This is a genomic window from Gluconobacter roseus NBRC 3990 (assembly GCF_006538885.1).
Classification (GTDB): Bacteria; Pseudomonadota; Alphaproteobacteria; order Acetobacterales; family Acetobacteraceae; genus Gluconobacter; species Gluconobacter roseus.
Genome location: NZ_BJLY01000002.1, coordinates 606,807 through 632,990, shown reverse-complemented (window position 1 = coordinate 632,990; position 26,184 = coordinate 606,807). Strand labels below are relative to the sequence as shown.

Genomic DNA, 26,184 nt, shown 5'->3' with positions numbered 1-26,184 from the left:
GAAAAGGTGAGGGGCGCTTTATACGCAAAAAGGCCGGTCCCGAACAGGACCGGCCCCTTCCGCTCGCGCTGGAAAACGCGGGCTGCTTATTCAGCAGCTTCCGGCAGTGCCACGGAAACGTGGACACGGCCTTCTGCGCGGCGCTGGAACTTCACATGACCGTCCACGAGAGCGAACAGCGTGTGGTCGCGGCCGATACCGACATTGGCGCCAGCCTTCATCTTCGTGCCGCGCTGACGGACGATGATGTTGCCTGCGATGACGCTTTCGCCACCGAACTTCTTCACGCCCAGACGACGACCTGCACTGTCGCGTCCGTTACGGCTCGAACCGCCTGCCTTTTTTTGTGCCATGGCTGTTTATCCTTACCTGGAGTGTCGGGCCGATCAGGCCGCGTTGATCGCGTTGATGCGTAGGACGGTCACCGGCTGGCGGTGGCCGTTCTTGCGGCGGCTGTTCTGACGGCGACGCTTCTTGAAGATGATCACCTTCGGCAGACGATCCTGAGCAACCACGGTTGCCGTCACGGTTGCGCCAGCGACCAGCGGTGCGCCAACGGTCAGGGTGCCTTCGCCGCCAACCATCAGGACGTCGGTGAAGGTGATGGTGCTGCCGGCTTCAGCTTCGAGCTTCTCGACCTTGAGGATGCTCTCGGGAGCAACGCGATACTGCTTGCCGCCGGTGCGGATGACTGCGTACATTCTGGAAACTCTCTCTGTTCCGATCTCGTGGCCGCTTCTGCCGGGTTGACCCGATCTGGCGCGGCCCAGTCGCTTTTTGTCGTTGGCTCCATGCACTCCAGCGAGTGCAATGACATGGAACAGCCGCGGTCGATACAGATTTGAGACGTTCCAGTCAATCAGAAACGGCGAAAAAACGCGTTCGCAGACAGGTTTCTATCATGAACGTATTCGGACCCTCTTGCAATGTCGGGCAAACCCCGTCATAAGCCCCTCCGTCGATCAGGTTCCGCGCAAAAGCAGAGCCGTACGGAGAGGTGCCAGAGTGGTCGATTGGGGCGGTCTCGAAAACCGTTGTGCCTTCGCGGGTACCGTGGGTTCGAATCCCACCCTCTCCGCCATCCGACTTTAAATCATCAAAAACAATCAGCCTTGGCCCGAGTTAAGCAGACGGCTGTTTCGCTCACCCCGGAATGGCTTGCTGGCGTCGAGGAAGTCTTCGTTTGTCCGCATCGTGTAGGCAATGACGACGAGGTAGGTGATGGCGCGTGTCAGTTCGAGGCGCGTCACCAGATCCGTTTCCTGTGCATCAAGAACGCGCAATCTCCGGACGGCGGCTTCTGCAATGCGGGCTGCCTTGTCATGCCGCTTCGTGGATTGTTCCACATAATGCAGAACCAGCAGGATCGGGCGTCGCGCACTTTCGGGCAGGTATTCACGGTCCAGCAGGGCGCGGAGTCGGATAACGTTCAGGCCGAGTGTCAGCGTTGCAAGCGTTCCAAGAATACAGGCCTCGATCAGCGGGGCAGGGGTTGGTCCAGCATGGCGGATCAGGCGGGCAAAGCGGTCAGTATTGCGGCCGATCCAGACGCTGATACGGGGTGTAAAGCCCGGATGGGCGAGATGCTGCAATTCTCCGAGCATGATGCGCCGCAGACGGAAACGCTCGGCGTCGCTGCTGAAGGGCAGGACGCTCCGGAACACGATGACACTGACGGCCACGGCCAGAACGGTTGCCATGTTGCCATTATAGAACGCAATTTCGTTCATGACGTGATGGTTCTCAAGCCCCAGCATGGCCGGAAGCAGCAGACCATACGCCGCTGAACCGCCAGCCGTGGATGGGTTACCTTTGGCCAGCCCGCCCAGGAACATTGCGGGCCCGAGAAAGAGTGCCAGTGTTTCGAATGTCGTGACTTTCGGCATGAGCACGAAAACGAGGATCCATGCCATGAAATAGGCAGCGACCGCGCCCTTCAGAAACTCGGTTGTGCCAAGGACGGGATTTTCCTTGGTAGCGAAGAGGCCGCAGACCAGCGTCGTGATTGCAATGAAACCAAGGCCGTTTGGCCAAGCCGTTACTTCGTAAATATAGGCTGTAATCAGGACTGCGCAGGCTCCGCGCAGGCCGTTATGGACAGCTTCACGCGTATCGCGATGGGTTTCAAGCTGGAAATGGAAATGATCGCCTTTGATGCGATGGGTGCTGGCCTCATATTCCTTGATGGCTTGTTCGAGATCGCCCAGCAGTTCTCCCAAAGAGACGAACAGGATGCGCTCATCCAGCCGACCCTGCTGCATTTCCTGGCCTTCGGCAGTCTGATCGAATGGCTCCTGCCCGGGAATGGGTTCAAGATCCGTCCGGACGTCGCCCTCACGATGTGGCGCAGCATAAAGGCGGCAGACATCACGGAAGTGCTGAAGATCGGCCAGCAGGGCAGGGACGGCGTTCTGATCGGGCAGGCGCTGCGGAAACTGCTTCAGGAAGGCGAGGATCTCGTCAGCGGTTTTTGTGAATGCCGGATGATCATGATTGAGCACCTGAAGGCGCATCGCCATGCCGAAGCCGCGCGACAGAAGCGCAGAGACTGCGGCAAGTGCGGCGCGTGCATGATCACCTTCATGGCCGTGGGGACCCATCTCGACTTCAGCAAATTCGATCTGGTCGTTGATTGTCAGGATCGTGCCGAACTGACGACGGGCAGTATTGAGGGCGCCACGCTCCTCACCCAGAAGGCTGCATAGTGTCGTCGTGACGAGGACCAGCGCTGATTCAAGTTTCTGCCGAAGCTGTGCCCGGGCGTGCCTTTCCTGACTTGTGGCAAAAATCAGCCCCATGAAAGCTTCACAGAGCACGCCAAGAACAATGTAGCTTCCGCGCGACATTGCGACCATGAAGACATTGTCAGGGTTGGAGGCTGCGCCCATGCAGATGATCGAACAGGTATATCCTGCAAGAACAAGGGCATAGGAGCGGAAGTTGCTGACGAATGTCGCAAATCCGCTGCACAGGCCGATCCATACCGCGATCATGGGAAAGAACATCCATGGTGCCTGGGGTGCGGCAGCCATGATGGTGATGGCAGCAATCGCGCCACTTACGGTCCCGACGATACGCCATTTCGCTTTGGACTGACTTTCGCCACGGCTGGTCTGGGCAACAGCCCAGACGGTCATGGCAGCCCAGGCTGGATCATCCAGCTCCATCCAGAACGCAATCCCCACCGCCAGACAGGCCGCAATGGTATTGCGCAGGGCGAAGGTGACGGATGAGGCACTGGGTGCGTACAGCCATGCGAGAAAGGGACGCGCGCGCGGCCGCAGAGGTGCAGGCCGTGAGGTCGTATTATCCGGAGTCGGTTGTCCCGAGGAGATGGTGCTGCCACTCATTGCGGGAGTTTCTTAGCCCTAACAGCATTATCCGGCGAGAGTGGAAATTGCCATTCTGAGATCGGTTACAAATTTTGTATATTCGCGTGTCTTCGATTCCTCATCGGGAAGGCGGAGCAGATAAGACGGATGAACGGTTACCAGTCCGATACTTCCATCTTCCAGAGGAATATGCCTTGAACGCTCACGCGACACTGTGACGTGCCGTCCCAGAACAGCGCTGGCGCCTGTAACGCCGAGCATCACGGTCACCTTTGGGGACAGAACCTTGCGTTCGGCCGCCAGCCACGGTGCGCAGGCGGCCATCTCCGTCGAGTCCGGTTTCTGGTGAATACGACGTTTCCCTCTGGGAACAAACTTGAAATGTTTGACGGCATTGGTGATCCACGCTTCAGCCCGGTTCCCACCTGCTTCTTTCAAGGCCCGGTCGAACAGTTGTCCAGCGGGACCAACAAATGGTCGTCCCTGAAGATCCTCCTGATCCCCCGGCTGTTCTCCAACGAAGATAATACTGGCTTCGGGATTGCCTTCTCCTGAAACGGTCCGGGTGGCCGGGCCGCAGAGGTCGCACATCTGGCAATCGATAGCTTGGCCGCGGAGACTGGCCAGTGAAGCGGATGAGCCAATTTCGGACGCTACGGGATGCAGGCGCACCGGTGCAATTCCGTCCCACCAGGCATTGCGGCTCCCGGCTGTAGCGATTTCACGTGCGGTTGCAATGAGTTCGGCCGGATCGTCGATATTCTTTTCCAGCCCCGGACCGAAACGGTATTCCTGACCGTCCCAACACAGGGTCCGGTCGGGAGCCGTTATAACCCATGGAGCAGGTCTCAGGTTTGAGAGAATTGGAGCCTGACTGTCGATCAAGGCGGAGGCATGAGATGTGCGGATGATCTGCCAGTCAGGATTGCGCGCATCTGGCATCTGGCACCGAAGATCAAGGACCCGGTCCCGCGTCTGCGCAGCGAGATCCTGTAGCTGTGTAGTGAGTTCATCGGATATCGGCACGCCATCACGCAGAGCCTGAAGCGTAAAATAAAGTAACTGAAACCGCTCTGGAGCTTCAGAAGCAAACACTGCAGGGAAAAGGGCTGCTAAAGATCGCGGAACGCTGGTTGTCGAGGGTGCGTCCGGAAGGACTCGCGTAGCAGAGGGAGCGTACAGGTCGGCCGGAGCCTCTGTTATCCAGCGTATTTCGTCTGCGGCTACTCTGTCATGAAGCAGTTTTCTCGACCATGCGCGCCAGCCGGAAAAATCACTTGTGGTTGAAAGGACCACTATCTTGCCGTTCATGTCATTATCCCGGTTTTCTGTTGTATGACTGAATATTACTGAAATTGTGCTAACCTATTTTTGTTTGCGGGTTATTTTGGTATGGTGATAATCAATGAGTCGGAAAAGGCATAAGCCAAATATTTCCGTAATGCATTTACCTGATCGTTTACAGGCGTTATAGAACTGCAAAAATTCATTCGAGCAGAGGGATGAAATATCATGTCCGAAAACACTTCCAATACCGGTCTCCTGGAACTCACGGCCAAGATCGTTGCTGCGCAGGCATCGCGTGGCGCTCTTGAAGCCGAGGCTCTGCCAGCTCTAATCCGTCAGGTCTATGACGCTCTGGCCAAGGCTGGAGTTCCGGAAGAAGAGCCGCAGTCCGAACGTCCGCAGCCGGCGGTTCCCATCAAGCGCTCGGTTTTTCCCGATTACATCATCTGCCTTGAGGACGGTAAAAAGCTGAAGATGCTGAAGCGCCATCTTCAGAGCGCCTATGACATGACGCCGGAACAGTATCGTGAGCGCTGGGGTCTGCCTTCTGATTACCCGCTGGTTGCACCGAACTATGCCCAGCGTCGTTCGGCTCTGGCCCGTGAAATCGGTCTGGGACGTAAGATCAGCGCCGCTGCCGGGGAGGGCAAGAAGGAAAGTGCCCGCGGTCGCCGGACCAAGAAGGAAGACTAAAGGTTGCCGGGTTCCGCTGACGATACTCCTTCAATGCGGGTTATCGTCAGTTGACCCAGCCCGGATGGCAGGAACGGGAGCGGTTCCATCAATAATGAATTCAATGCCTTTCTGGCGGGCTATTTAAAACACAGGCAACTGCTGTTCTGGCGTATTGGTGCGCTTGTCGCCTTCTGTACTGCCGTTTCTGTCTGTCTTGCAGGGCATGGAAGACCTTCTGCAGCAAATTTCGGGCACAGACCGCATATCGTCCGGCTCGTCATTAACGGTATTATCAGAAATGACGTTTCAGCTACGGTAAAGGCGTTGAAACAGGCCCAGACATCCCCGGACGTGACTGGACTGCTGCTCGTTGTCGATAGTCCGGGTGGGGGTGTTACCGGGGGCGAGCGTCTGCATGAAGCTGTAAGCCGCTTTGCCGCAGTCAAGCCCGTTGTTGTCTCGATGGGTGATATGGGAGCATCTGCGGCGTATATGCTCTCTGTGCCTGCCCAGCATATTGTGGCGCTCCCTTCGACGCTGACAGGCTCAATCGGAGTGATCTTCCAGCGGCCAGATGTCTCGGTTGGGCTTGGTCGTCTGGGCATCGGGGTGGACGCCATCACGTCAGGCGCCATGAAAGACCAGACGGATCCGACAAGTACCCTGACGCCGGAAGGGCGCCAGATGCTGCAGGGGTTGGTCAATGACCTGTTCGGGCAGTTTGTTTCCATGGTGGCCAGCGGTCGTCATATGAGTGAAGAAAAAGTCCGCTCATTGGCTGACGGGCGCGCCTATACCGGAAAGCAGGCTGTTGCCCTCGGTCTGGTGGATGAACTGGGCGATGAAGACGTGGCACGGCTCTGGCTCAGAAAGCGCCTGAATATCGGCAATGCATCCTATCCCGTTCTGCCGTTGATCTCGGACCGTACCAGATCCTGGTATCTATGGCCCGGCAGGAAAGCGCTGCTTAAAGGCCTTCTGGGCGGTGCTTTCTCCAGTGCGATTGATCGCGAAGGCCTTGACGGAGCCGTTGCGATTTTGCAACTCTGATGGTCTGTTTCAGAAGGCGGAGTCAGGTGGAAGAACTGTCATGACCCGATCCGAACTTATTGCGGAACTGGCGGCCGCTTATCCGCATCTTCTTACCCGTGACATCGAGCGCATTGTTCATGCGGTTTTTGATGAGATTGGCGCGGCGCTGGCCCGTGGGGACCGCGTTGAACTGCGGGGCTTCGGAGCTTTCCTTCCCCGTGAGCGCGCTGCGCGAACGGGACGCAATCCCCGGACCGGGGACGTCGTGCCGGTCGAAGAGAAAAGCGTTCCGTTCTTCAAGGTGGGCAAAGAACTGAGGGAACGTGTCAATCAGCGTCTGTCTGACCAGAAATCCGGCAGTTGAGCGGGTTGTGTCCGCGCGGCATCAGATGTCGATGAGAATATCATGCATGGCCGTTAGGACTGGTTCAGGATGCTGGTTGTGCGATATCTTGCAGCCATGAACTCTGTTTCCCGTTCCTTGGCTGTTGTTGTCTGGGCTACCAGTCTGGCCTTGTCCGGAGTGTCTGTGATGGCTCCGACAGCGGCACTGGCCAAAAGTCAGGGCAAAAGCGCGCTTCGGCATGTTGCGAGAGCGCAGTCTGTGACGCAGGCGAAAGTTTGTTACCGCCTTGCATCAGGTGTCATTGTACTTGAGCAGATGCCTAATAATGCCAAGCATTTGGGACACGGAAGTGGATTTGCTCCGATTGGAGAAGCGGTTTTTCGCTCCAACAATCGGGTACATGCCTGTTCATCAATTCACGGACGGCGAGGGTAGGAGGCGGTTCAGCCTCCAGTCCTAGTCGTGGCCCTTGAGATTGCTGATTTCGGAAAGAAGAAAATCCCGGAATACCGCGATCCGCTTTGAGGTGCGAAGCTCTTCTGGATAGACGAAGTACGCTTCCACCAGCGGCACCTGCTGATTGGGTAGGATTCTCACTAAATCAGGGTAACCGGTTGCTGCATAAAGGGGCAGGGACCCGATGCCTGTGCCAGCAGCAATGGCGTTCGCAACAGCCGAAATATTGTTGATCGCCAGTCGGCGGCTGCCCTGTCGGGCCACGCCTTCCTGTCGCAGCAGATCCAGCAGCCAGTTCACATTTGGCAGCGGCAGATGCCAGCCTGCAAAGGTGATGATCTGGTGATTGGCCAGATCTGCGAGGGACTGTGGTGTGCCGTGACGCGCAAGGTAATCGGCGCTCGCATAGATCGGCATGGGAAAATTGGCGAGATGCTGCTGGACTAGATCGGGCTGAGTAGGCGGGTGAAGCCTGATCGCGACATCCGCCTCGCGCATTCCGAGATCCAGATCCGCATCTTCGAGCAGAAGCGTGACTTCGATATCGGGATGCAGTTCCAGAAACCGGTTCAGTCGTGGAGATAGCCAGGACAGGCCAAAACCGGTTGTCGTGGTGATTTTGATCTTTCCAGCCGCGCGTTCCTTGCTTTCGCTCAGGAAGGCCTGGGTCAGCGCCAGCTTCGAGAAGACTTCCCGGACCGTACGGTTCAGGACATCGCCCTGTTCCGTCAGGATCAGTCCACGCGCATGCCGGTGAAACAGCGGCACGCGCAGGACGTCTTCAAGTGCGGAAATCTGACGCGAGACCGCTGACTGGCTCAGTCCCAGCCGGTCACCGGCATGGGTAAAGGACCCGGCTTCCGCCACGGCGTGAAAAATCCGCAGCTTGTCCCAGTCCATCTGGTTTTCTCCCCGTTCGCCGATGCGACGGTCTTCGTCCTTCTTACCCATATGTCCCGGCGTTATCCGTCAAGATATGTCGTTGAATGGACGAAACTGTCTGAAGCACAGGCGAGGGTCAAGTTTTTGTCATGGCAGGTATGCCAGAAAGATATCGTTCAGCTTCCAGCGCGGCCATGCAGCCCGTACCAGCAGCTGTCACAGCCTGACGGAAAATGCGGTCCTGAATGTCGCCAGCAGCAAATACGCCCTTGACCGACGTCTCCGTTCCACCGCTTTCGGTCAGAATATAACCGTCTTCGTCACAGGCAACTTCATGGCGGAACGGACCGGCATTCGGCGTATGGCCGATGGCGACGAAAACACCATCCACATCGAGCTTTGAGAGCGCGCCCGTCTGGGTGTCTTTCAGCTTGAGCCCACAGACGACTTCCGGCTCTCCGGCTCCGAGGACTTCCTCGACGGCACGGTTCCAGTGGACTTCGATCTTCGGATTGGAGAAAAGACGCTCCTGCAGGATACGCTCTGCCCGCAGGCTGTCCCGACGATGGATCAGATGCACCTTGTTTGCATGATGCGTCAGGTACAGCGCTTCCTCGACGGCCGTGTTGCCTCCGCCAATCACTGCAACCGTCTTGCCGCGATAGAAAAACCCGTCACATGTCGCACAGGCCGAGACGCCGCCACGCTGGAGACGCTTTTCCGATTCGAGGCCAAGCCATTTGGCCTGTGCGCCTGTTGCGATCACAACCGTTCTGGCACGGAACTCATCGCCCGAATCTCCGATCAGCCGGAAATACCCGTCCGGGCCCGGCCCGTTCTTCAGATCGGCCTGCGTAACCAGATCATAGATCAGGCGTGTTCCCACATGCTCGGCCTGTGCACGCATCTGTTCCATCAGCCATGGACCCTGCACGGGAGTCGCAAAACCGGGATAGTTTTCAACATCGGTTGTGATGGTGAGCTGGCCACCAGGCTGCATTCCGGTGACGAGAATCGGCTTCAGACTTGCGCGGGCTGCATAGATTGCTGCCGTATAGCCAGCGGGGCCGGCGCCAACGACCAGCAGATCTGTGTGATGGATTTCGGGCATGATAGGTCCTCGGTAGGTATCTGACCCCCTCATATAGAGACTTCGGACGCATGTGCCATCTTTGCGGATCATGCCGCCTGCCATATACGTCGGATTGAAATGAACGCTTCTTCGCACCCCGCACCGATTGAACTGGATGCCATCGACCGGCAGATCATTGCCGAACTTCAGGCCGATGGACGCATGACCAATGTGGAACTTGCCCGTCGTACCGGCATTTCCGCGCCACCCTGCCTGCGGCGTGTCCGGCGGCTTGAAGAGCTGGGGATCATCAAGGGCTATCACGCTGAGGTGGACGCAGCTCTTCTGGGATGGTCGCTGAATTTCTATGCCCTGATTGGTCTTGAGAGCCAGAAAGGGAGCGTCCTTGAAGCTTTTGAAGCTCAGGTTGGGGCGTGGCCCGAAACGCGTGAATGTCACATGATCCGTGGCGGTGGTGATTTCCTCGTCCGTCTCGTCGCACGTGATGCTGCCCACCAGAACGCCCTGACACGCCTGTTGACCGACAGTCCGCATGTTGTCCGCGTCCAGACACTTCAGACCATTCATACGAGCCGTGATCTTGCCGGCGTTCCGATCTGACGGCTGATCCCATGACGGCTTCCCGGCTGATGCCCCTTCCGGCCGAACTGAGCGTCATCGTTCCGTGCTACAATGAGGTCTCGAATGTGGCACCCATGGTTGCCGCACTGGACAGCGCGCTTGAGGGGCGCAGATGGGAAGTTATTTTCGTTGATGATAATTCCCCGGATGGTACGGCCGCTGAGGTGTGTCGTCTGGCGCGCGAGGATCCACGCGTTCGGGTGCTGTGCCGTGTTGGTCGCAGGGGCCTGTCTTCTGCCGTAATCGAAGGCATCCTGTCTTCCAGTGCGCCCTGGGTGGCAGTGATGGATGGGGATCTGCAACATGATGAATCCGTCCTGCGGACCATGCTTTCGGAGTTGCGGAGCGGCGCTGATATTGTCGTAGCGAGCCGTCATGTCGAGGGCGGGGACAATGCCGGTCTGGCGGGGAAATGGCGGCACCTGTTGTCTGATGTGGGGATCAGGGCGGCTCAAACCGTTATGCCACATTCGCTGAGTGATCCGATGAGCGGCTTTTTCGCCATGCGTCGGGATCTCTTTGAAACCCTGCTGCCCCGTCTGTCGGGAACCGGATTCAAGATCCTGCTTGATCTGGTGATGTCTGCACCAAAGAGTGTGCGTATTGTCGAAGTGCCGTTTGTGTTTCGTCCGCGGCTGGCGGGCGAGAGCAAGCTTGATGTGGTGGTTCTGCTCCAGTTTGCGACAATGCTGTTCGACAAGCTGACCTGCGGCTGGCTGCCGACGCGTTTTATGGCTTTTGCGCTGGTCGGGCTGATTGGCGTCGTCGTCAATGTGGCCGTCCTAAATCTTGCGGGCGTCTGTGGGCTGAGTTTTTCCTGGGCCCAGCTAGTCGGCACCGCTGTTGCGATCCTGACGAATTTTCTGCTCAACAACCGCTTCACCTATCATGACCGGCGTCTCAAGGGACCGAAACTCTGGAGAGGCCTGATCATTTTCGTGACCGTCTGCTCACTGGGTGCGGTCGCCAATATCGGCATTGCGCGCATGATGCTGGATAGTGCCGGTCATGGGCACTGGGACCGCTCGTCCGCCGCGGGTGCCGTTGTCGGGGTTGTCTGGAATTATGCGGTGTCCTCCACGCTTGTCTGGCGCTGAAATGGTGAGCGAGGTTGAGACGACGCGTCAGATCCGCCTGTTCTGGGGGCTTCTGGGAGTCCTGACGGTTATCCGTCTTGCCCTTGCCGCGAGTGTTCCACTGACGCCGGACGAGGCTTATTACTGGGTCTGGTCCCGCAATCTTCAGCCGGGCTATCTGGATCACCCGTTCATGGTGGCGCTGTGGATCCATGTTGGCACGTGGTTTGCCGGGAATACGCCATTGGGTGTGCGTCTGCTCGGGCCGCTTTCTGTTCTGCCGGGAAGCTGGGCGCTGTATCATGCGGCCCGCCGAATGCTGCCGACACATCCATGGCCGCAATCCGGTTTTAAAGCAGCGCTCGTACTGAACGCGACGCTTATGCTGGGTCTTGGTTCGGCCACCATGACGCCCGATACGCCGCTGCTGTTTTTCATCACGCTGTTTCTCTACACGCTGAGCCGTGCGATCGACCCGAACCTGACGTCACGTGAGGCTCTGCCATGGTGGATCGGAACAGGCGTTCTGCTGGGACTTGCCTTTGATTCGAAATACACCGCTGTCCTGATCGGTCTTGGATTGGGAGGGGCTGTTCTCACAACGCGCTCTCTGCGGCGACAATCCGGTCCATGGATTGCAGTGCCGGCACTCGTTGTGGCGATGTCTCCAGTCATTTTATGGAACGCCAGTCATCACTGGGCCAGCTTCATGCGGCAGGGTGGACGGGCAGGGGACTGGCATCCGGCACGTGCTGTCCAGTTTATGGGCGAACTGCTGGGTGGCCAGATCGGCTTGGCCACGCCTTTCATTTTTGTTCTGTTCGGCGCCGGGATATGGGGCTGTCTGAAGCGTAACCGACTGCTGGTATGGTTGGCTCTGGTACCAGCGGTTGTGTTTGTTACGCATGCATTCGGGGACAGGGTTCAGCCTAACTGGCCCGCTGTGATCTATCCGGTTCTCGCCCTTGCTGCTCTTGAGGCGAACTGGCGTGTCCGCTGGCCTGTCGTCAGCGGAGTGGTTCTAACGTTTATTGTTTGCATTCAGGCTGTTTTTTCTCCCCTGCATTTGATCCCGCATCGGGATCCCGTGCTCCGTCTGACGGGGGGGTGGGATGATTTCTCCCGTCAGCTTGCCTTGAGGGCCAGGGCAGAGGGTGCGACTGCCTTGGCGGCTGAGGATTATGGTCTGGCCGCGAGACTGTCATTTACGCAGGATATCCTGCCGGTCCTGGGGACCGATCCGCGCTGGCACCTTTTCCATCTTCCTGCTGCAGTTTCTGTAAAAGCGGTAAAGATTGAGGAACAGCGGCACGGTTTACAGCCCGAGAAAACCACCATGCTTTGTCGGGAAGTCCGTGGGCAGGCCATCCGCTGCTACACCGTCAGCCCACCGGATTTCGTTTCAGGTGTGCCGCTTCCGGGCCGTTCTTAAACCTCTCCTTAAGACTCCCCTGCCATACTGAAATCATTCAGGAGGCGGGATGTCCAACCAGAACGGCAAAGAAGCTCGAAAGATCATCATCAAGCGTTTTGATGTGGTCGAAGGCGGTCATCATGGCGGTGCGTGGAAAATCGCCTATGCCGATTTCGTAACGGCCATGATGGCGTTTTTTCTGGTCATGTGGCTCATCAACGCCACAACGGAAGAACAGCGCAAGGGCATCGCCAATTTCTTCAATCCGATGGCCGTCTGGAAAGATATGCCGCCGCCGATGCAGAATGTGCTGCCTGCGGCACCGGAACCCGTGTCGCTGGAAACAAAGCCTATTGCCCTGAAACCGGGGAAGGATCAGTACGGAAAGCCGTCCCAGGGTGCCAGCACCCAGCAAAAGACAGATCCGGCAAAAGCTCCCAGTGTCCATACGGCACAGATTGTCGTGCTGCACGACAACCAGATTCAGCCGGGTGAACCTCCCGTTGCTCCCGCTTCCGCAAAAGCCGAGCAGGAGGCTCGGGTTGCCGCTGCGAAGAAGATTCAGACGCTCGTCAGTAATATGCCTGAACTTGCGGATATACGGTCGCAGGTTTCTGTCACGGTCGGCGATGATGGATTGCACATCCAGATTGCGGATTCAGACCATCTCCCAATGTTTGCGATGGGGCAGTCTTCTCCGGACCCGCATGCAGTGAAACTGCTCAAAGCCATTGTGCCCTATCTGGAAAAACTGCCTGGCAAACTGAGTATCGCTGGTTATACCGATGCCGCGCCCTATCGCCCCGGACAGCTCAGTAACTGGAGCCTGTCGAGTGCCCGTGCGGTCGCAGTGCGGGACCTTGTTGTGCAGAGCGGTTTTCCCGACGGGCGCCTGAAATCCGTCAGCGGTTATGCTGACAGAAACCTGTTTGATCCTGCCCAGCCTCTCAGTCCCCGGAACCGCCGCATCGTTCTGGTGCTGTCGCCCGATATTTCTCAATAAATTCAAGTCAGTCAGGAAATTTTCGGATGTTCATTATTATCGGTCTGGTTGTTGTTCTGGGCTGTGTTTTCGGATCGTTCGTGGCATCGGGAGGAGCTATCGGCCCTCTCGTCTCTTCAATGCCCTTCGAACTCCTGACCATTCTGGGCGCTGCGGTCGGAACCTTTCTGATGGCCAATTCGATTGCGGCCGTGAAGCATGTTCCGGCCGGGGTCAAGAAAGCCATGAAGGGGTCCCAGTACAGCCGGTCTGATTATGTTGATCTCCTGAGCCTGCTGTTTCATATCTCGAAACTGGCATCTTCCAAGGGCTTCATGGCCTTGGAATCCCATATCGAGGATCCGCAGGGCAGCACGGTGTTTGGGGCCTTTCCAAAAATCCGGGACAACCCACACGTCTGCTCCTTCATCTGCGACTATCTGCGTATGGCGGGCATGAATGCTACTGATCCGTATCAGATGGATGAAGTGATGGGGAATGAACTCAAGAAGAACATGCGTGAGGAAATGCATCTCCCTCATGCGCTTCAGTCTGTTTCCGATGCGCTGCCGGCTCTGGGGATCGTGGCTGCGGTGCTGGGCGTGATCAAGACCATGGCTTCCATCAGCAAGCCCCCGATCATTCTGGGCGAGATGATTGCAGGCGCTCTTGTCGGAACGCTCCTTGGTATCCTGCTGGCATATGGAATTGTGGCACCAATCGCCAGTCGGCTGGGTGGTGTGGTTGAAGAAGAGGCCTCTTATCTTGATCTGGTACGCTCTGTGATCGTCGCGCATCTGCAGGGCAACGCACCGCAGGTCAGCGTAGAAATCGGTCGGAAGAGCATTCCTTCCGACCTGATGCCGAGTTTCCAGGAGGTTGAAGAAGCTGTCAGTGCAGCAGCTGTGGCCTGATCTACCAGCTTTCTTTACGATGCCGATATCGTCGGTATCGTAAAGGGTCTTCATGTTTCCTGTTCTTGCGAGAGCGCTGTGCCTGTCTCTCTCCATTCTGCCTTTGGCGGCTTATGCGGGCACATCTTCTCTGCCGTCTCCAGCCGAGTTAAGCCAGACGGACGGTGCCAAAGCCCTGCAATGGGTCAGGGCACAGAATGCTCATACTGAAGCAACGCTTGCGTCAGACCCGCGCTACAGGCCTCTCTACCAGAAAATCCTGACCGCAGAGCAGTCCCCGACGCGTCTTGCCGTGCCGCACCAGCAGGGAGGGGAGATCTGGAACTTTTGGCAGGATGATGTCCATATCCGCGGGATATGGCGTAGTGCTTCGACTACTTCCTTTAGCTTCGGTCACCCGGATTGGAAAACGCGTTTTGATCTCGATGCCCTAGCTCGATCAGAGCATGAAAACTGGGTCATGGAAGGTCTGGACTGTCTTGTTCCGGAGGAACGTTTCTGTCTCATGGCCCTGTCCCGGGCGGGTGAAGACGCGCATGTGGTCCGGGAATACGACACGCAGAAGGGTGCTTTCGTAAAGGATGGTTTTGTTCTGCCTTCTGGCAAACAGACCGTCACATGGGTTGATGCCAACACGCTTCTCGTTTCCCGTGACTGGGGGGCTGGTGACGCAGGGCTTACCAAGTCAGGCTATCCGTATTCCGTCCGATTGCTGCGCCGAGAACAATCGCTGGCTCAGGCTACCGAAGTCTATCGTGGGCAGATTTCGGATATGGATGTGTCGCCGGAAACTCTGCGTGATGAAAAAGGGCATCAGCTTTTTCTCATCAGCCGTCACCGGGATTTCTTTCACACGGAACTCAGTATTTTCAGTCCGAAGACTCACCAGCTGACCAGGCTGCCGCTTCCTGAAAAATATGACAGCCTGTCCTATCTGAATGGCCAGCTGGTTTTTCATCTGCTGCAGGATTGGGTACTGCCCAGTCAAACGTTTCACGCGGACAGTATTGTTGCTCTGGACCTGAAAAGATCGGCGGCCCCGGAGCTTATCCTGTCACCTACGTCCCGTCAGACCATTGGAGACGGAATGGGAGACGCTCTGGCCGTCACCAAGGACGGTCTGGTTGTTGTTCTGTACGATAACGTCCAGCCTGTTCTGAAGCTTTTCCGCCATGAGGCAAAGAACGGCTGGACCTCGCATTCCATTGCGTTGCCGCGCAATATGGCAGCAGAAATCGTTTCGTCTGATCCGAATCTCTCGAAGGCTTACCTGCAGCTCGAAGGGTTCACTCAGCCGCCCCAGCTATGGGGGCTGGATACGGCATCGCAGACCACAAAACTTTTATATCGTCAGCCGGATCTGTTTGATGCGTCTGGTCTGGTTGTAGAGCAGATGTCTGCGACCAGCCCGGATGGTACGGCCATTCCATATTTCATCGTTCATGCGAAGGGCTGGCAGAAGGATGGCGCCCGTCCCACGCTGATGACAGCCTATGGTGGTTTCGGACTGTCCTATCTGCCTGTCTATCACCCTGATCTCGGGATTACCTGGTTCGATCGGGGTGGTGTGTATGTCATGGCCAATATCCGCGGTGGCGGCGAGTTTGGTCCTGCATGGCACGAAGTTGCGCGTCGGGAAGGGCGCCAGAAGGCATATGACGACTTTGCCGCCGTGGCGCGTGATCTGACGGCGCGGCATATTACATCTCCCAAGCATCTTGGGCTGCGTGGGCGGTCCAATGGTGGGCTGTTGGCGGGCGTAGAGTTCACCCAGCATCCGGATCTGTGGAATGCAGTGATCATTGGTGTGCCGCTTCTGGACATGATGAATTACGAGCAGATGGCAGCCGGTGCCTCATGGGCCGCAGAATATGGCAGCACCTCGGAACCGGGGCCGCGCGCTTTCTGGGAAAAGATGTCGCCTCTGCAGAACCTGAAAGCCGGAGTGTCCTATCCGGAGCCGTTCATCTTCACGTCAACACGGGATGACCGGGTTGGCCCGATCCATGCCCGGCGGTTCGCAGCGCGGCTGGAGAGCCTGAAGCTGCCTTTCCTGTATTATGAAGATGTAGAGGGTGGTCATGCCGGCACGGTCAATGCCGCCGAAGTCGCACATGAGCGTGCTCTTGAGGCAATCTATCTCAGCCGCAAACTGATGGATGCGCCTTGAGGCTATCCATTCATTCCCTGTCTGCTTGATGCGGGCAGGGGATATTGCGAAATCAAGGCATAAAAAAAGCCGCTATCCCTGAGGATGCGGCCTTTTTTCCGTTCGGATGACGGGAAGACTTAGAAGCCTTCACGCTCCAGACGCTTACGCTCCATCTTGCGGGCGCGGCGAACAGCTTCAGCTGCTTCGCGGGCGCGCTTCTCGGAGGGCTTTTCGAAGTGGCGACGCAGCTTCATCTCACGAAACACGCCTTCGCGCTGCATCTTCTTCTTGAGCGCCTTAAGCGCCTGGTCAACATTGTTGTCACGAACGAGAACCTGCACGGTGCCGTCAACTCCTTATGGGCCCGCTCTTCAGCGCCACCCGTGATATGGCATTCCAACTAAGGATGGTGCCCTTAACACACCTTCCGCCGGGAACGCAATTCATTCAGCCGCGCTTGAATGGATTCTTCCCAACGCGCACTCTGGGCTGACCGGATGCCACCCTCTTTCGAAGGACAGACAATTTCATGGCCCTGCTCAAGATCGCCCGCATGGGTAACCCCGTCCTGCATCAGGTGGCACAGGCCGTTTCTGACCCGAAAGCCCCGGAAATCCAGTCTCTCATCGCGGACATGATGGAAACAATGGCGGATGCGCGCGGTGCTGGACTGGCGGCTCCGCAGGTTCATCAGCTTCTGAGGCTCTTCGTTTATCACGTTCCGACGAACCGTGTGGCGAATCCCGAAGATGCATTGCTGCCCCGCGTTCTCATCAATCCGGAAATCACGCCTGTCGGTGACGAGATGATCATCTGCAGCGAGGGGTGCCTGTCGATTCCGGGTCTGCGCGCTGATGTGCCGCGATATGCTCATGTGCATTACTCGGGACTGGACGAAAACGGTGATGTGGTTGAAGGCGAAGCTACGGGTTTTCATGCCAATGTCCTCCAGCACGAAAACGATCATCTGAACGGCATTCTCTATCCGCAGCGCATCACCGATTTTAACCGCTTCGGATATGTGGAGGAAATTCTCCGGTGACCTCCCGACTTATGGAAGCGCCATCCTCCGCGACGGCGCATCTTTACCTGCGCGAAGACCGGATCCGGCAGTCCTATGAGGCCATGATGCTGGCCTGGCGGACGCTGAATGCCGACTGCGAGACGCTGCTGCGCGAGAAGGGGCTGGGACCGGCCCATCATCGCATTCTGTTCCTGACAGCCGCCCATCCGGGAATTACGCCTGGTGCACTCCTGAACAGTCTTGGCATTACCAAGCAGTCACTCGGGCGCGCTCTGGGCGATCTGCGGGAGCGCAGACTGCTCGTACAGGAAGAGGACCGTCACGACCGGCGCAGACGTCCCCTGCGGCTGACGGAGACTGGAGAAGCGCTTGAGCGTGAACTGTTCCTCATGATCCGCGAGGTCATGACCCGGGCCTATCGTGAAGCCGGAATGACAGCTGTTGAAGGTTTCCGCCGTGTCCTTGCGCCCCTTCAGGTTTCAACTGAAAGCCCTGCACGATGAGCGACGAACATATTCTTGTCGTCGATGATGATCCGCGCCTCCTGCGGCTGCTGCAACGCTATCTGTCTGAGAACGGCTATCGTGTCAGCACGGCCCTTGATGCCCTGGCGGCACGTCAGGTTCTCGAGCGCATCCAGCCCGATGCTCTTGTTCTGGACGTCACGATGCCCGGCGAAGATGGTCTGTCTCTGACGAACAGTCTTCGGAAAGACGGCCTGTCGCTTCCGATCCTGCTTCTGACGGCACGGGGGGAACCTGCGGACCGGATCGGCGGATTGGAAGCCGGTGCGGATGACTATCTGGGCAAACCCTTCGAGCCGCGCGAACTGCTGCTTCGTCTGCGTGCCCATTTGCGTCGTGTCGTGCCTGCTTTGCCGGTCGTTGATGAAGTGCCCGATATGCTGCGGCTGGGAGAGCTGGAATTTGACGTCAAGCGTGGGCTGCTCAGCGGTCCTCATGGTCCGGTACATCTGACGGGGGGCGAGGCGGCCCTGCTGGGTGTTCTGACGGCCCAGCCCGGGACGGTTCTCTCCCGCGAAGCCATCGCCAGAGCTCTTGAAATGGATGAGATCGGCGAGCGGGCGGTTGACGTTCAGGTCACCCGCCTGCGCCGTCGTATCGAGCCTGATCCCAAGGAGCCCCGTTTTCTCCATACCGTGCGCGGGAAGGGTTATGTTCTCAAACCGGGACGCTGATCCGGCGATCGAGCGGGACGACACCTGGCAGAAGCTGGATCGCCCCCTGAGGCGTATTCTGCCGCGCTCCCTGATGGGGCGGTCCATGCTGATCGTTCTCATTCCGCTGCTCGTGACACAGGCCATTGCGCTGGGCCTGTTCTACGGCACCTATCTGAACGTGGTGTCCCGACGCCTTTCGGACGGCGTTACGGGTGAAGTCTCGCTGGTCATGGCCATGATCGAGCATACGCCGTCCGAGGCTGAACGTGCACTTACCCTTCAGGACGCGGCATCCCGCACGCAGCTGGGCTTTTCATTTCACGCTGGTGAAAGGCTGACCCGGCAGGGCACCAATCATGTGCTGGGACCGATGGACGATGACTTCGCCCGTTCCATCCGGCAGAACCTTGGTCGTCCCTATGATGTGGACTGGTCTGAAGATCCCCAGACCGTGCGCGCTTCCATCCAGCTTCCCGATGGTGTGCTGGTTGTCATGGTGCCGGTCAAGCGCCTGAATATTGGGCCGATCTGGCTGTTTGTCGTCTGGGCGGTGAGCAGTTCCATCCTGCTGTTTCTGATTGCCGGCCTGTTCATGCGCAACCAGGTCCGCGCCATTCGTCGTCTCGGTCACGCCGCCGAACTTTTTGGAATGGGGCGGGATCAGGGGCCCATCCGTCCACAGGGCGCCCGTGAAGTCCGTCAGGCGGCCATTGCCTTCAATCGCATGCAGGCGCGGGTCAACCGCTTTGTCGCGCAAAGAACCGCTGTTCTGGCAGGTGTTTCGCATGATCTGCGCACACCTCTAACCCGGCTGCGCCTGACAGTTGCCATGATCCCGACCACGGGTCTGATTCGCGCCGAGGCACTCAGGCCGGACCTGTCCGACATGGTGACGGACATTGAGGACATGGAACGCCTCATTGGAAGCTATCTGTCATTTGCCCGTGGAGAGGGGGCGGAGGAGCCGGTTGCGATTGATCTCAGGGGAATGCTGGATGATGTTGCTGCTGCCACTGTGCGGGCAGGGGGACAGGTTCTCGGTGTTGAGGGGCGCGAGGGTGTGGAGGCCGTCGTCCGGCCGGATGCCTTGCGCCGTGTTCTGACGAATCTTGCGGAAAACGCCCGGCGGCACGGAGGGGCCATGCGTTTTTCCCTGCGTGAGGGTGAACGGAATATCGAGATTGCGGTTGAAGATAACGGGCCTGGCCTGTCTGCAAGCCGGCGCGCCGCCATTTCGGAGCTCAATGCCGCAAGCGGCAGTCAGGATGGCAAGGGGGGTCTGGGGCTGACGATCGTCCGTGACATCATTCACGCCCATGGCGGGTCCATCCGGCTGATGGACAGCCCGCTGGGAGGTCTGGGCGTTCTGCTCAGCCTCCCGAAATGATCATGCGTCCGGAAGCTTAGGGCAGCGAGTTGCCGGCGCCGCCATTGCCGGTACCCTGACCGCCCATCGGGCCCGTGCTGCCACCAAACTGGCTGCTCATGCCGCTCATCGGGTTGTAGCGGCCGACATTGCCCAGCAGTTCCTGCAGGATCGACGAGCTGGTACCCGGCGTCGGGGTCTTTGCACCGACCATGCCGACATACATCGCATTCTTTTTGCTCAGCGTGTCCATCTTGCGCAGGACGCCACCGTTATCAAAGTTCAGAACCACGACCTGCTGCTTCTTCACGCTCGGGAAGGTCAGCGGCGTCGGGGACGTGATCATGGAAACGTAGATCCATGTGTTGTCATCGAAAGTCGCATGTGCGGTTGGCGAACCGAGCAGATCAAGCACATCCGAGCGGGTGCTGGTTCCGGGAACGAGCTGCGCGTAATCGGTCTTCTCGATCAGGGAACCACGCGGTTCGGGAATCGGGGAGAAGAACGAGCATCCGCCGAGCAGCAGCGGAACACATGCCACGCCGGCCTGTGCGAAACGGCGAAGGAGGCGTGTTCTGCTTTGGGGCGTCGGGGAAGATGCGTTATTCATGGATCTGGAAACTATCCTGTGCAAGAGAACCGCTCAAATGAGCGCGTGCCCGAACGGCGCCTGCATGTCAACGATTTCCCCCATATTCCGGGGGCTGGAGTGCCTGAATGTCCCATTCACCCGAATTTTCCCGACGCATCCCCTTCAATCGGCTGGGATCGGGACTGGAAGAGACGATCGAGGCTTCGCCGACCGAATGCAAGGCGCTGGCGGCGCGCTTTGGAATTCCCGCGATTGAATCCCTGATCTGCCGTTTCCGCCTGACACCGTCCGAGAACCGGAGTGTTCTTGCGGAAGGGCACCTCTCTGCCAGGGTCACACAGGTCTGTGTCATCACGTCCGAAGCTTTCGACGATGTGCTGGCTGAGACCTTCTTCCTGAAATTCATCCCTGCGGCCGATATGCCGGAAGACGAATTCGACATCGATTCCATTGATCTGGATGGTCCGGACGAGGTTCCGCATGATGGCAAGGCCGTCGATATCGGTGAGGCGGCGGCCGAGCAGCTGGCCCTGATGCTGGACCCCTATCCGCGCAAACCCGGCGCCGGTCTGGAAAATGCAGTTGACGTGGCGCCTGCAGAAGGGGAAGAAGGGGCACAGTTGTCTGGCGAGGGGCCGGATGGCCCACGCCGTCCCAATCCGTTTTCGGCGCTTTCAGCGCTGAAAAACGGGGGCAGGAAAGAATAAAAATCCCACGTCTGACTTGCGGGTTGCCCCTGGCTCTGCTAGAGCCCCCCGCCTGAACTCGACGTAATTACGAGACGACGAACAACAGGGCACCGGATGCCGCGGGGAGCGGAGCAGGGGTGCCGACACTGAAGCAGAAAGAGGCATAAAAGCCATGGCCGTCCCTAAAAGAAAGACTACGCCGTCCCGTCGTGGCATGCGTCGCAGCCACCACGCCCTGGGTGTTGAAGCTCATGCAGAGTGCTCGAACTGCGGCGAAATGAAGCGTCCGCACCATGTTTGCAGCCACTGTGGTCATTATGACGGCCGCGAAGTGGTCGCTGCTGGAAACAGCGGCAAGGGCCTGAAGACCGCCGTCCGCGCCTGATCCCTACCTGCGGGTCCGTAGCTTTTAGAGAGCGCGGCCCGCATCTGTGATGCTGTCCGGGAAACTGTCTCAATGACCAAAGCGCCTGTCACGCCCGAACGTGACATCGCGGCCTCCGGGCCTTACGCCCTCGCCGTCGATGCAATGGGTGGTGACAGGGCTCCGGATATTGTCCTCGCCGGACTTGATCTGGCCGCCGACCGGCACCCGAAGGCCCGTATTCTTCTTATCGGAGACGAAGCCCTTCTTAAGCCGGCTCTGGCAAAATATCCCAAAGCTGCCCGTCTGTGTGATATTCGCCATTCTGCGGCAAGTATCCCCATGGACATGAAACCGACTTCGGCGCTGCGCGTCCGGGGATCGTCCATGCGTATGGCCATGGAATCTGTCGCCGCCGGTGAAGCCCGTGGCGTCGTTTCTGCAGGCAACAGTGGAGCGATGCTGGCGCTGGCCAAGATCATCGTCAAAGCCCTTCCGGGAATTTCCCGCCCTGCCATGGTAGCCGTTGAGCCTTCTGCTCGCGGCGATATCGTGATGCTGGATCTCGGGGCGAACATCGCCTGCGATGCCCGGAACCTGGTTGAGTTTGCCATCATGGGCGAGGCTTTCGCGCAGGCAGCTCTTGGTCTTCCGTCCCCCACAATTGGTCTTCTCAATGTCGGTTCGGAAGAACTGAAGGGTGATGAGCGCCTGCGTCAGGCCTCCGAACGGCTGCGTGCCAGTCCGCTGGGCGCCCAGTTCCATGGCTTCGTCGAAGGTCACGACATCACGGCAGGAACCACGGACGTGGTCGTGACGGACGGTTTTACGGGGAATATTGCGCTGAAAACCGGTGAAGGTGCTCTCAAGCTGGCCTTCAGCCTTCTTAAGCGCGTGTTCCAGACCAATGTGCTGACCCGCCTGGGTTATCTTCTGGTCAAGCCCGGCCTCGAACGCATGCGGGAATGGATCGATCCCCGACGCTATAACGGAGCACTGTTTGTCGGTCTGAACGGCATCGTCGTGAAATCACATGGTGGCGCGGACGGTGAGAGCTTTGCCGCTGCTGTTGATGTTGCCATGGATGCTGTCACGCACCATTTGAACGACAAGATCCGTGCCCGTCTGGAGCAGCTGGGAATGGGGGCTGCCGAACCGGCTGTTCCCGTATCTGCCAAGGCCGCCCCTGAACCTGTGAGCTGAAAAGAAATGTCCGATCCCATTCGTGTCCGCCTGACAGGTGTCGGGGGCTATCTGCCGCGCGACGTCATCTCCAATGACGATCTCGCCAGCAAGTATGGTATCGAGACTTCGGACGAATGGATCAGGACTCGCACCGGTATCACCCAGCGGCATATCGTTTCCGGTGACGAAACAACGGCTAGCATGGCGGCGGAAGCTGCGCGGCAGGCTCTTGAGTATGCCGGCGTGGATGCGTCGGACGTGGATGCCGTTCTGGTTGCGACTTCTACCCCGGATCAGGTTTTCCCTGCTGTTGCCGTGCAGGTCCAGGCCCTGCTGGGCATGACGGCAGGGTTTGGCTTCGATATCAGCGCAGCCTGCTCGGGCTTCGTTTATGCTCTGGCGACGGCGCGTGCCCTTGTGCAGTCCGGTCAGGCCGGAAAGGTTCTGGTGATCGGGAGCGAGGTCTTCTCCCGTCTGCTGGACTGGAATGACCGCGCCACCTGCGTTCTCTTTGGAGATGGCGCGGGTGCAGTGCTGCTGGAAGCTGGTGGCGCGGAAGGCGAGGGCATTCTCTCCACCCATCTGCACTCGGATGGTCGCACAGGCGACATTCTTTATGTGGATGGCGCCGTCGGCTGCGCGTCCACGACAAAGCATCTGCGCATGCAGGGGCGGGAAGTCTTCCGTCATGCCGTCGTTAAGCTGTCTCAGGCTGTGGATGAAGCACTGGAAGCCAATGGTCTGACCGGGCAGGACATCCAGTGGATGGTGCCGCATCAGGCCAATCTGCGGATCATTGACGGGATGGCCAAGAAACTTGCACTGCCATCGGATCGGGTGGTTGTGACCGTGGATCGTCATGCCAACACGTCGGCTGCTTCGATTCCGCTGGCCCTGAACGAAGCTGTCCGCGACGGTCGCATCCAGAAGGGTGACCTCGTGCTGATGGAAGCCCTTGGTGGTGGCCTGACCTGGGGCTCCGCGCTGATCCGGATGTAAGTCTGCTCTTTGCCAGAGAGCAGGTTAATGATTGATTCCTTTGACTGTTCTGAACGTCATGATACGCAAGTGTCATGAGCACAGTCACGCGCGCGAATCTTGTTGAGCATCTCTACAGCCGTGTCGGTCTTTCCCGGCACGACTCCTCCATGATTCTCGAAAGCCTTCTGGGTGTGATCTCGGACAGGCTGGAAGCGGGTGAATCCGTGAAGCTCAGTGGATTCGGGACATTTTCTGTTCGTCAGAAGGGAGAGCGTATCGGACGCAATCCCAAGACGGGCGTCGAAGTCCCTATTCTGCCACGGGCCGTGCTGGTGTTCAGACCTTCCCAACTGCTGAGGGACCGCATGAACGGTTCTGAAAATGCCGCAGCGGCCGAGACTTCCTCCCATGACAGATAATTCCGCCACCAACGCCGTCATGGTTTCGTCAGGCGACGAGCTTTCAACCGGTCCCGAGAAGGTCAAAAAGGCACCCGAGGCCTATCGGACCATCAGCGAAGTGGCCGAAGAACTGCACATTCCGCAGCATCGCCTGCGTTCATGGGAAACGATCTATCCGGGCGTAAAGCCGTTCCGTGGCGAAAGCGGACGTCGTTACTATAGTCCCGAGCATATCGAAACCCTCCGGCTGATTTCGGACCTGCTTTATGTGCAGGGTTACAAGGGGCAGGGTGTTCTGCGCGTTCTGCGTGAACGTCGTGCCCAGAAGGCGCGTGCGGGTCAGAAAGCTGTTCCGGAAATTACGTCTGAAACAATGCCCGAAACGGCAGTCGAGCCTGTGGAACCTGCTCATGTTGCTGTTGTCGAGGCGTCCGAAGAGCATGCGGTGCTTGTTACCGAAGAAACGATACCGGCTGTCGTGACTGTGGAGGATGAAGAAACCGTTGCCGCTCCCGTCGTGGATTCTGTGGACGACATTGTTTTTCCGGAACTGCCTCCCTCGGCTCATGACGTCACCGTGACGGAAACAGTTGACGTCACGGCAGAAAATGAGACCCCCGAAGCCGAAGCCGAAGCCGAAGCCGAAGCCGAAGCTGAAGCCGAAGCTCTCGATTCTGATCTCCTGATGATGCTGCGTGACGAAAACGAACAGCTTTTCAATACGCTGGAAAAGACCGAGGCCGAGAACGGTCTTCTGCGCTCGGAACTTCGCGAAATTCTCGAAGAGCTGCAGAATTTGCGAAATCTTCTGCCCGTCTAGTCACAATGCCCCATTGCGGTGATGGCGGGACACTGCTAAACCACCGCCACCGCAGGACGACGGGCAGTAGCGCAGCCTGGTAGCGCACCAGTCTGGGGGACTGGGGGTCGTGGGTTCGAATCCCGCCTGCCCGACCAGTCCTGCGGTAAAATCCCTTCCTTTAAGATCCTGTATCCGGTGCATAGATCCCTTTGCGCGGATTGACCTCTGTCCAGATGGTCCACAGCAGGTGCAGTGCGGCCATGATGGCCGGACCAAGGAACAGGCCCAGCAGACCCCAGGTCTCGGCCCCTCCCAGAATTCCCAGCAGAACCCAGAGAAACGGCATTTTCGTGCTCCCGCCAATCAGGGCAGGGCGGATGAAGTGGTCTGCGATGAAAATTACAACCGACCCGATCGCCATGACGACGATTGCGCCGATCATGCTGCTCTTGGCCAGCAGAAGCAGGGCCACCAGTCCGACTGTTGGCCAGGCGAGGAACGGGATCATCGCGGCTACTGCCGTCACCATTGCAAACAGCAGGGGCTGTGGTGCGCCTGTGGCCATGTAGACGATACCCATGATGGCGCCTTCGCCCAGACCTACCAGAACAAGTCCGGCCAGCGTGCCGTGCACGGACGAAATCATTTGCTTGGCTAGACTCTCGCCCTGTTCACCGAACAGGCGCTGCGATCCGAGCAGGCATTTGCGGATCACGCTGTCTCCGTCCTTGAGCAGGAAGAACAGCGTCAGAAGTGAGAACGCGAACAGCGTTCCCCGGCGGGCAAGCTGTGAGCCAACCTGCTTCGTCATCTGCATGCCATGTCCGACATCCACTGAATGAAGCAGATGAGACAGGCGCTGCGGACTTGTCATGTGGTTCTGCCACCAGTTGGTGGCCTGTGCGGACAGGAAGGGCAGATGCGGCACCCATTCCGGCATCGGAATGCCATTGTTTCGCACGTCATCAATCCATTCGAGCGCACTGCGTGCTTCATCCGCGACCTTCACACCGACCAGTGAGACCGGAACCAGAAAGATCAGCGCGACGGCCAGTGTAAAGAGCAGCGGAAGCCAGTCATTGCGTCCGAAACGCAGTTCCGCCCGACGATAAAGCGGCCAGATCGAAATAGCGAACACACAGCCCCACAGCAGGGCCGGTAGGAAGCCCTTGAGTGTGTAAAGGCCTATCGCCACGAAGAAGAGGGCCAGAAAGCCCCTTGCGCGCCGCTGGATGGTTCCTGTGGAGGCTGAGGCCTCAACCGTAATGGTGTCGGGGGAAGGAGGCGGAGAAAGATCGGTCATGAGAATTCCGGAATGAAAACATGCCTGAACTGTCG

Annotated in this window: 28 protein-coding genes and 2 tRNA genes; 21 read left to right on the top strand and 9 right to left on the bottom strand. The window is 58.2% G+C overall.

Annotated features, from left to right (window positions below):
• Positions 1-86: 86 nt before the first annotated feature.
• Positions 87-353, bottom strand: coding sequence for a 50S ribosomal protein L27 (gene rpmA / locus GRO01_RS06885; RefSeq protein ID WP_008851550.1), 267 nt, complete (start codon positions 351-353; stop codon positions 87-89).
• A gap of 33 nt (positions 354-386) precedes the next feature.
• Positions 387-701 carry a 50S ribosomal protein L21 gene (gene rplU / locus GRO01_RS06880; protein ID WP_011251736.1) on the bottom strand — a complete coding sequence of 105 codons (315 nt, stop codon included), beginning with the start codon at positions 699-701 and terminating at the stop codon, positions 387-389.
• A gap of 290 nt (positions 702-991) precedes the next feature.
• On the opposite strand from rplU, the gene GRO01_RS06875 reads away from it, so the two are divergent.
• Positions 992-1,081: transfer RNA gene (locus tag GRO01_RS06875), tRNA-Ser, on the top strand.
• A 25-nt stretch (positions 1,082-1,106) separates the two neighbouring features.
• On the opposite strand, the gene GRO01_RS06870 is transcribed toward GRO01_RS06875, so the two are convergent.
• Together GRO01_RS06870 and GRO01_RS06865 are read right to left on the bottom strand one after the other, a co-directional pair.
• Positions 1,107-3,350, bottom strand: a complete 2,244-nt coding sequence (locus GRO01_RS06870; RefSeq protein WP_062510078.1) for an FUSC family protein — start codon at positions 3,348-3,350, stop codon at positions 1,107-1,109.
• A gap of 27 nt (positions 3,351-3,377) precedes the next feature.
• Positions 3,378-4,358, bottom strand: a complete 981-nt coding sequence (locus GRO01_RS06865) for a UdgX family uracil-DNA binding protein (protein ID WP_231490348.1) — start codon at positions 4,356-4,358, stop codon at positions 3,378-3,380.
• A 486-nt stretch (positions 4,359-4,844) separates the two neighbouring features.
• On the opposite strand from GRO01_RS06865, the gene GRO01_RS06860 reads away from it, so the two are divergent.
• From GRO01_RS06860 to GRO01_RS06850, 3 genes are all read left to right on the top strand, one after another.
• Positions 4,845-5,312, top strand: a complete 468-nt coding sequence (locus tag GRO01_RS06860; RefSeq protein ID WP_062510082.1) for a MucR family transcriptional regulator — start codon at positions 4,845-4,847, stop codon at positions 5,310-5,312.
• 87 nt (positions 5,313-5,399) lie between these two features.
• On the top strand, positions 5,400-6,344 hold the full coding sequence (gene sppA, locus GRO01_RS06855; RefSeq protein ID WP_062510084.1) for a signal peptide peptidase SppA: 945 nt from the start codon (positions 5,400-5,402) through the stop codon (positions 6,342-6,344).
• Between the two features lie 40 nt (positions 6,345-6,384).
• Positions 6,385-6,690, top strand: coding sequence for an integration host factor subunit beta (locus GRO01_RS06850; protein ID WP_062510086.1), 306 nt, complete (start codon positions 6,385-6,387; stop codon positions 6,688-6,690).
• A 438-nt stretch (positions 6,691-7,128) separates the two neighbouring features.
• Here the strand turns inward: GRO01_RS06850 and GRO01_RS06840 are convergent, their stop codons facing one another.
• A complete protein-coding gene (locus GRO01_RS06840) occupies positions 7,129-8,028 on the bottom strand; it encodes a LysR family transcriptional regulator (RefSeq protein ID WP_062510553.1) in 900 nt (299 codons plus the stop codon).
• Between the two features lie 118 nt (positions 8,029-8,146).
• Entirely contained in the window at positions 8,147-9,121 is a 975-nt protein-coding gene (trxB, locus tag GRO01_RS06835) for a thioredoxin-disulfide reductase (RefSeq protein WP_062510089.1), read from the bottom strand.
• Positions 9,122-9,220: 99 nt separating this feature from the next.
• Between trxB and GRO01_RS06830 the strand changes: the two genes are divergently transcribed.
• From GRO01_RS06830 to GRO01_RS06805, 6 genes are read left to right on the top strand one after another with little or no spacing between them, the layout of a single operon-like run.
• On the top strand, positions 9,221-9,703 hold the full coding sequence (locus GRO01_RS06830; RefSeq protein ID WP_062510091.1) for an Lrp/AsnC family transcriptional regulator: 483 nt from the start codon (positions 9,221-9,223) through the stop codon (positions 9,701-9,703).
• An 11-nt stretch (positions 9,704-9,714) separates the two neighbouring features.
• On the top strand, positions 9,715-10,821 hold the full coding sequence (locus GRO01_RS06825) for a glycosyltransferase family 2 protein (RefSeq protein ID WP_062510092.1): 1,107 nt from the start codon (positions 9,715-9,717) through the stop codon (positions 10,819-10,821).
• Entirely contained in the window at positions 10,808-12,232 is a 1,425-nt protein-coding gene (locus tag GRO01_RS06820; protein WP_231490350.1) for an ArnT family glycosyltransferase, read from the top strand. Before GRO01_RS06825 ends, GRO01_RS06820 begins: the two co-directional genes overlap by 14 nt.
• A gap of 49 nt (positions 12,233-12,281) precedes the next feature.
• A complete protein-coding gene (locus GRO01_RS06815) occupies positions 12,282-13,217 on the top strand; it encodes a flagellar motor protein MotB (RefSeq protein WP_062510095.1) in 936 nt (311 codons plus the stop codon).
• A gap of 26 nt (positions 13,218-13,243) precedes the next feature.
• Complete coding sequence (gene motA / locus GRO01_RS06810; RefSeq protein WP_062510097.1) at positions 13,244-14,110, top strand: flagellar motor stator protein MotA; 867 nt, start codon at positions 13,244-13,246, stop codon at positions 14,108-14,110.
• A gap of 52 nt (positions 14,111-14,162) precedes the next feature.
• Positions 14,163-16,280, top strand: coding sequence for a prolyl oligopeptidase family serine peptidase (locus tag GRO01_RS06805; RefSeq protein ID WP_062510102.1), 2,118 nt, complete (start codon positions 14,163-14,165; stop codon positions 16,278-16,280).
• A gap of 119 nt (positions 16,281-16,399) precedes the next feature.
• On the opposite strand, the gene rpsU is transcribed toward GRO01_RS06805, so the two are convergent.
• Positions 16,400-16,603 (bottom strand): 30S ribosomal protein S21, encoded by a 204-nt coding sequence (gene rpsU, locus GRO01_RS06800; protein ID WP_011251722.1) that lies wholly within the window; start codon positions 16,601-16,603, stop codon positions 16,400-16,402.
• Positions 16,604-16,791: 188 nt separating this feature from the next.
• Between rpsU and def the strand changes: the two genes are divergently transcribed.
• Genes def through GRO01_RS06780 form a run of 4 tightly spaced genes read left to right on the top strand, consistent with a single transcriptional unit; the run spans position 16,792 to position 19,853 of the window.
• Positions 16,792-17,304 (top strand): peptide deformylase, encoded by a 513-nt coding sequence (gene def, locus GRO01_RS06795; protein ID WP_062510104.1) that lies wholly within the window; start codon positions 16,792-16,794, stop codon positions 17,302-17,304.
• Positions 17,301-17,789, top strand: a complete 489-nt coding sequence (locus GRO01_RS06790) for a MarR family transcriptional regulator (RefSeq protein ID WP_062510105.1) — start codon at positions 17,301-17,303, stop codon at positions 17,787-17,789. Before def ends, GRO01_RS06790 begins: the two co-directional genes overlap by 4 nt.
• The gene (locus tag GRO01_RS06785) at positions 17,786-18,484 is read left to right on the top strand and encodes a response regulator (RefSeq protein WP_062510107.1); all 699 of its coding nucleotides are present in this window, start codon (positions 17,786-17,788) and stop codon (positions 18,482-18,484) included. The genes GRO01_RS06790 and GRO01_RS06785 overlap by 4 nt, the downstream gene beginning before the upstream one ends.
• Positions 18,462-19,853: an ATP-binding protein gene (locus GRO01_RS06780; RefSeq protein WP_062510108.1), complete on the top strand. Its 1,392-nt coding sequence runs from the start codon at positions 18,462-18,464 to the stop codon at positions 19,851-19,853. Before GRO01_RS06785 ends, GRO01_RS06780 begins: the two co-directional genes overlap by 23 nt.
• A 16-nt stretch (positions 19,854-19,869) precedes the next feature.
• Here GRO01_RS06780 and GRO01_RS06775 read toward each other — a convergent pair whose 3' ends face one another.
• Positions 19,870-20,442: an outer membrane protein assembly factor BamE gene (locus GRO01_RS06775; RefSeq protein WP_062510109.1), complete on the bottom strand. Its 573-nt coding sequence runs from the start codon at positions 20,440-20,442 to the stop codon at positions 19,870-19,872.
• 107 nt (positions 20,443-20,549) lie between these two features.
• Between GRO01_RS06775 and GRO01_RS06770 the strand changes: the two genes are divergently transcribed.
• The 7 genes from GRO01_RS06770 to GRO01_RS06740 all read left to right on the top strand — a co-directional run bounded on the left by GRO01_RS06770 (position 20,550) and on the right by GRO01_RS06740 (position 25,001).
• Positions 20,550-21,131 (top strand): DUF177 domain-containing protein, encoded by a 582-nt coding sequence (locus GRO01_RS06770; protein WP_062510110.1) that lies wholly within the window; start codon positions 20,550-20,552, stop codon positions 21,129-21,131.
• 154 nt (positions 21,132-21,285) lie between these two features.
• The gene (rpmF, locus tag GRO01_RS06765; protein ID WP_062510111.1) at positions 21,286-21,498 is read left to right on the top strand and encodes a 50S ribosomal protein L32; all 213 of its coding nucleotides are present in this window, start codon (positions 21,286-21,288) and stop codon (positions 21,496-21,498) included.
• Positions 21,499-21,570: 72 nt separating this feature from the next.
• Positions 21,571-22,680: a phosphate acyltransferase PlsX gene (plsX, locus tag GRO01_RS06760; RefSeq protein WP_062510112.1), complete on the top strand. Its 1,110-nt coding sequence runs from the start codon at positions 21,571-21,573 to the stop codon at positions 22,678-22,680.
• 6 nt (positions 22,681-22,686) lie between these two features.
• Entirely contained in the window at positions 22,687-23,661 is a 975-nt protein-coding gene (locus GRO01_RS06755; RefSeq protein WP_062510113.1) for a beta-ketoacyl-ACP synthase III, read from the top strand.
• 74 nt (positions 23,662-23,735) lie between these two features.
• Complete coding sequence (locus tag GRO01_RS06750) at positions 23,736-24,062, top strand: integration host factor subunit alpha (protein ID WP_062510114.1); 327 nt, start codon at positions 23,736-23,738, stop codon at positions 24,060-24,062.
• Positions 24,052-24,864: a MerR family transcriptional regulator gene (locus GRO01_RS13420; protein ID WP_062510115.1), complete on the top strand. Its 813-nt coding sequence runs from the start codon at positions 24,052-24,054 to the stop codon at positions 24,862-24,864. The genes GRO01_RS06750 and GRO01_RS13420 overlap by 11 nt, the downstream gene beginning before the upstream one ends.
• Before the next feature lie 60 nt (positions 24,865-24,924).
• Positions 24,925-25,001 (top strand) — tRNA-Pro (locus GRO01_RS06740).
• Between the two features lie 23 nt (positions 25,002-25,024).
• On the opposite strand, the gene GRO01_RS06735 is transcribed toward GRO01_RS06740, so the two are convergent.
• The gene (locus GRO01_RS06735; RefSeq protein WP_062510117.1) at positions 25,025-26,149 is read right to left on the bottom strand and encodes an AI-2E family transporter; all 1,125 of its coding nucleotides are present in this window, start codon (positions 26,147-26,149) and stop codon (positions 25,025-25,027) included.
• Positions 26,150-26,184 lie beyond the last annotated feature (35 nt).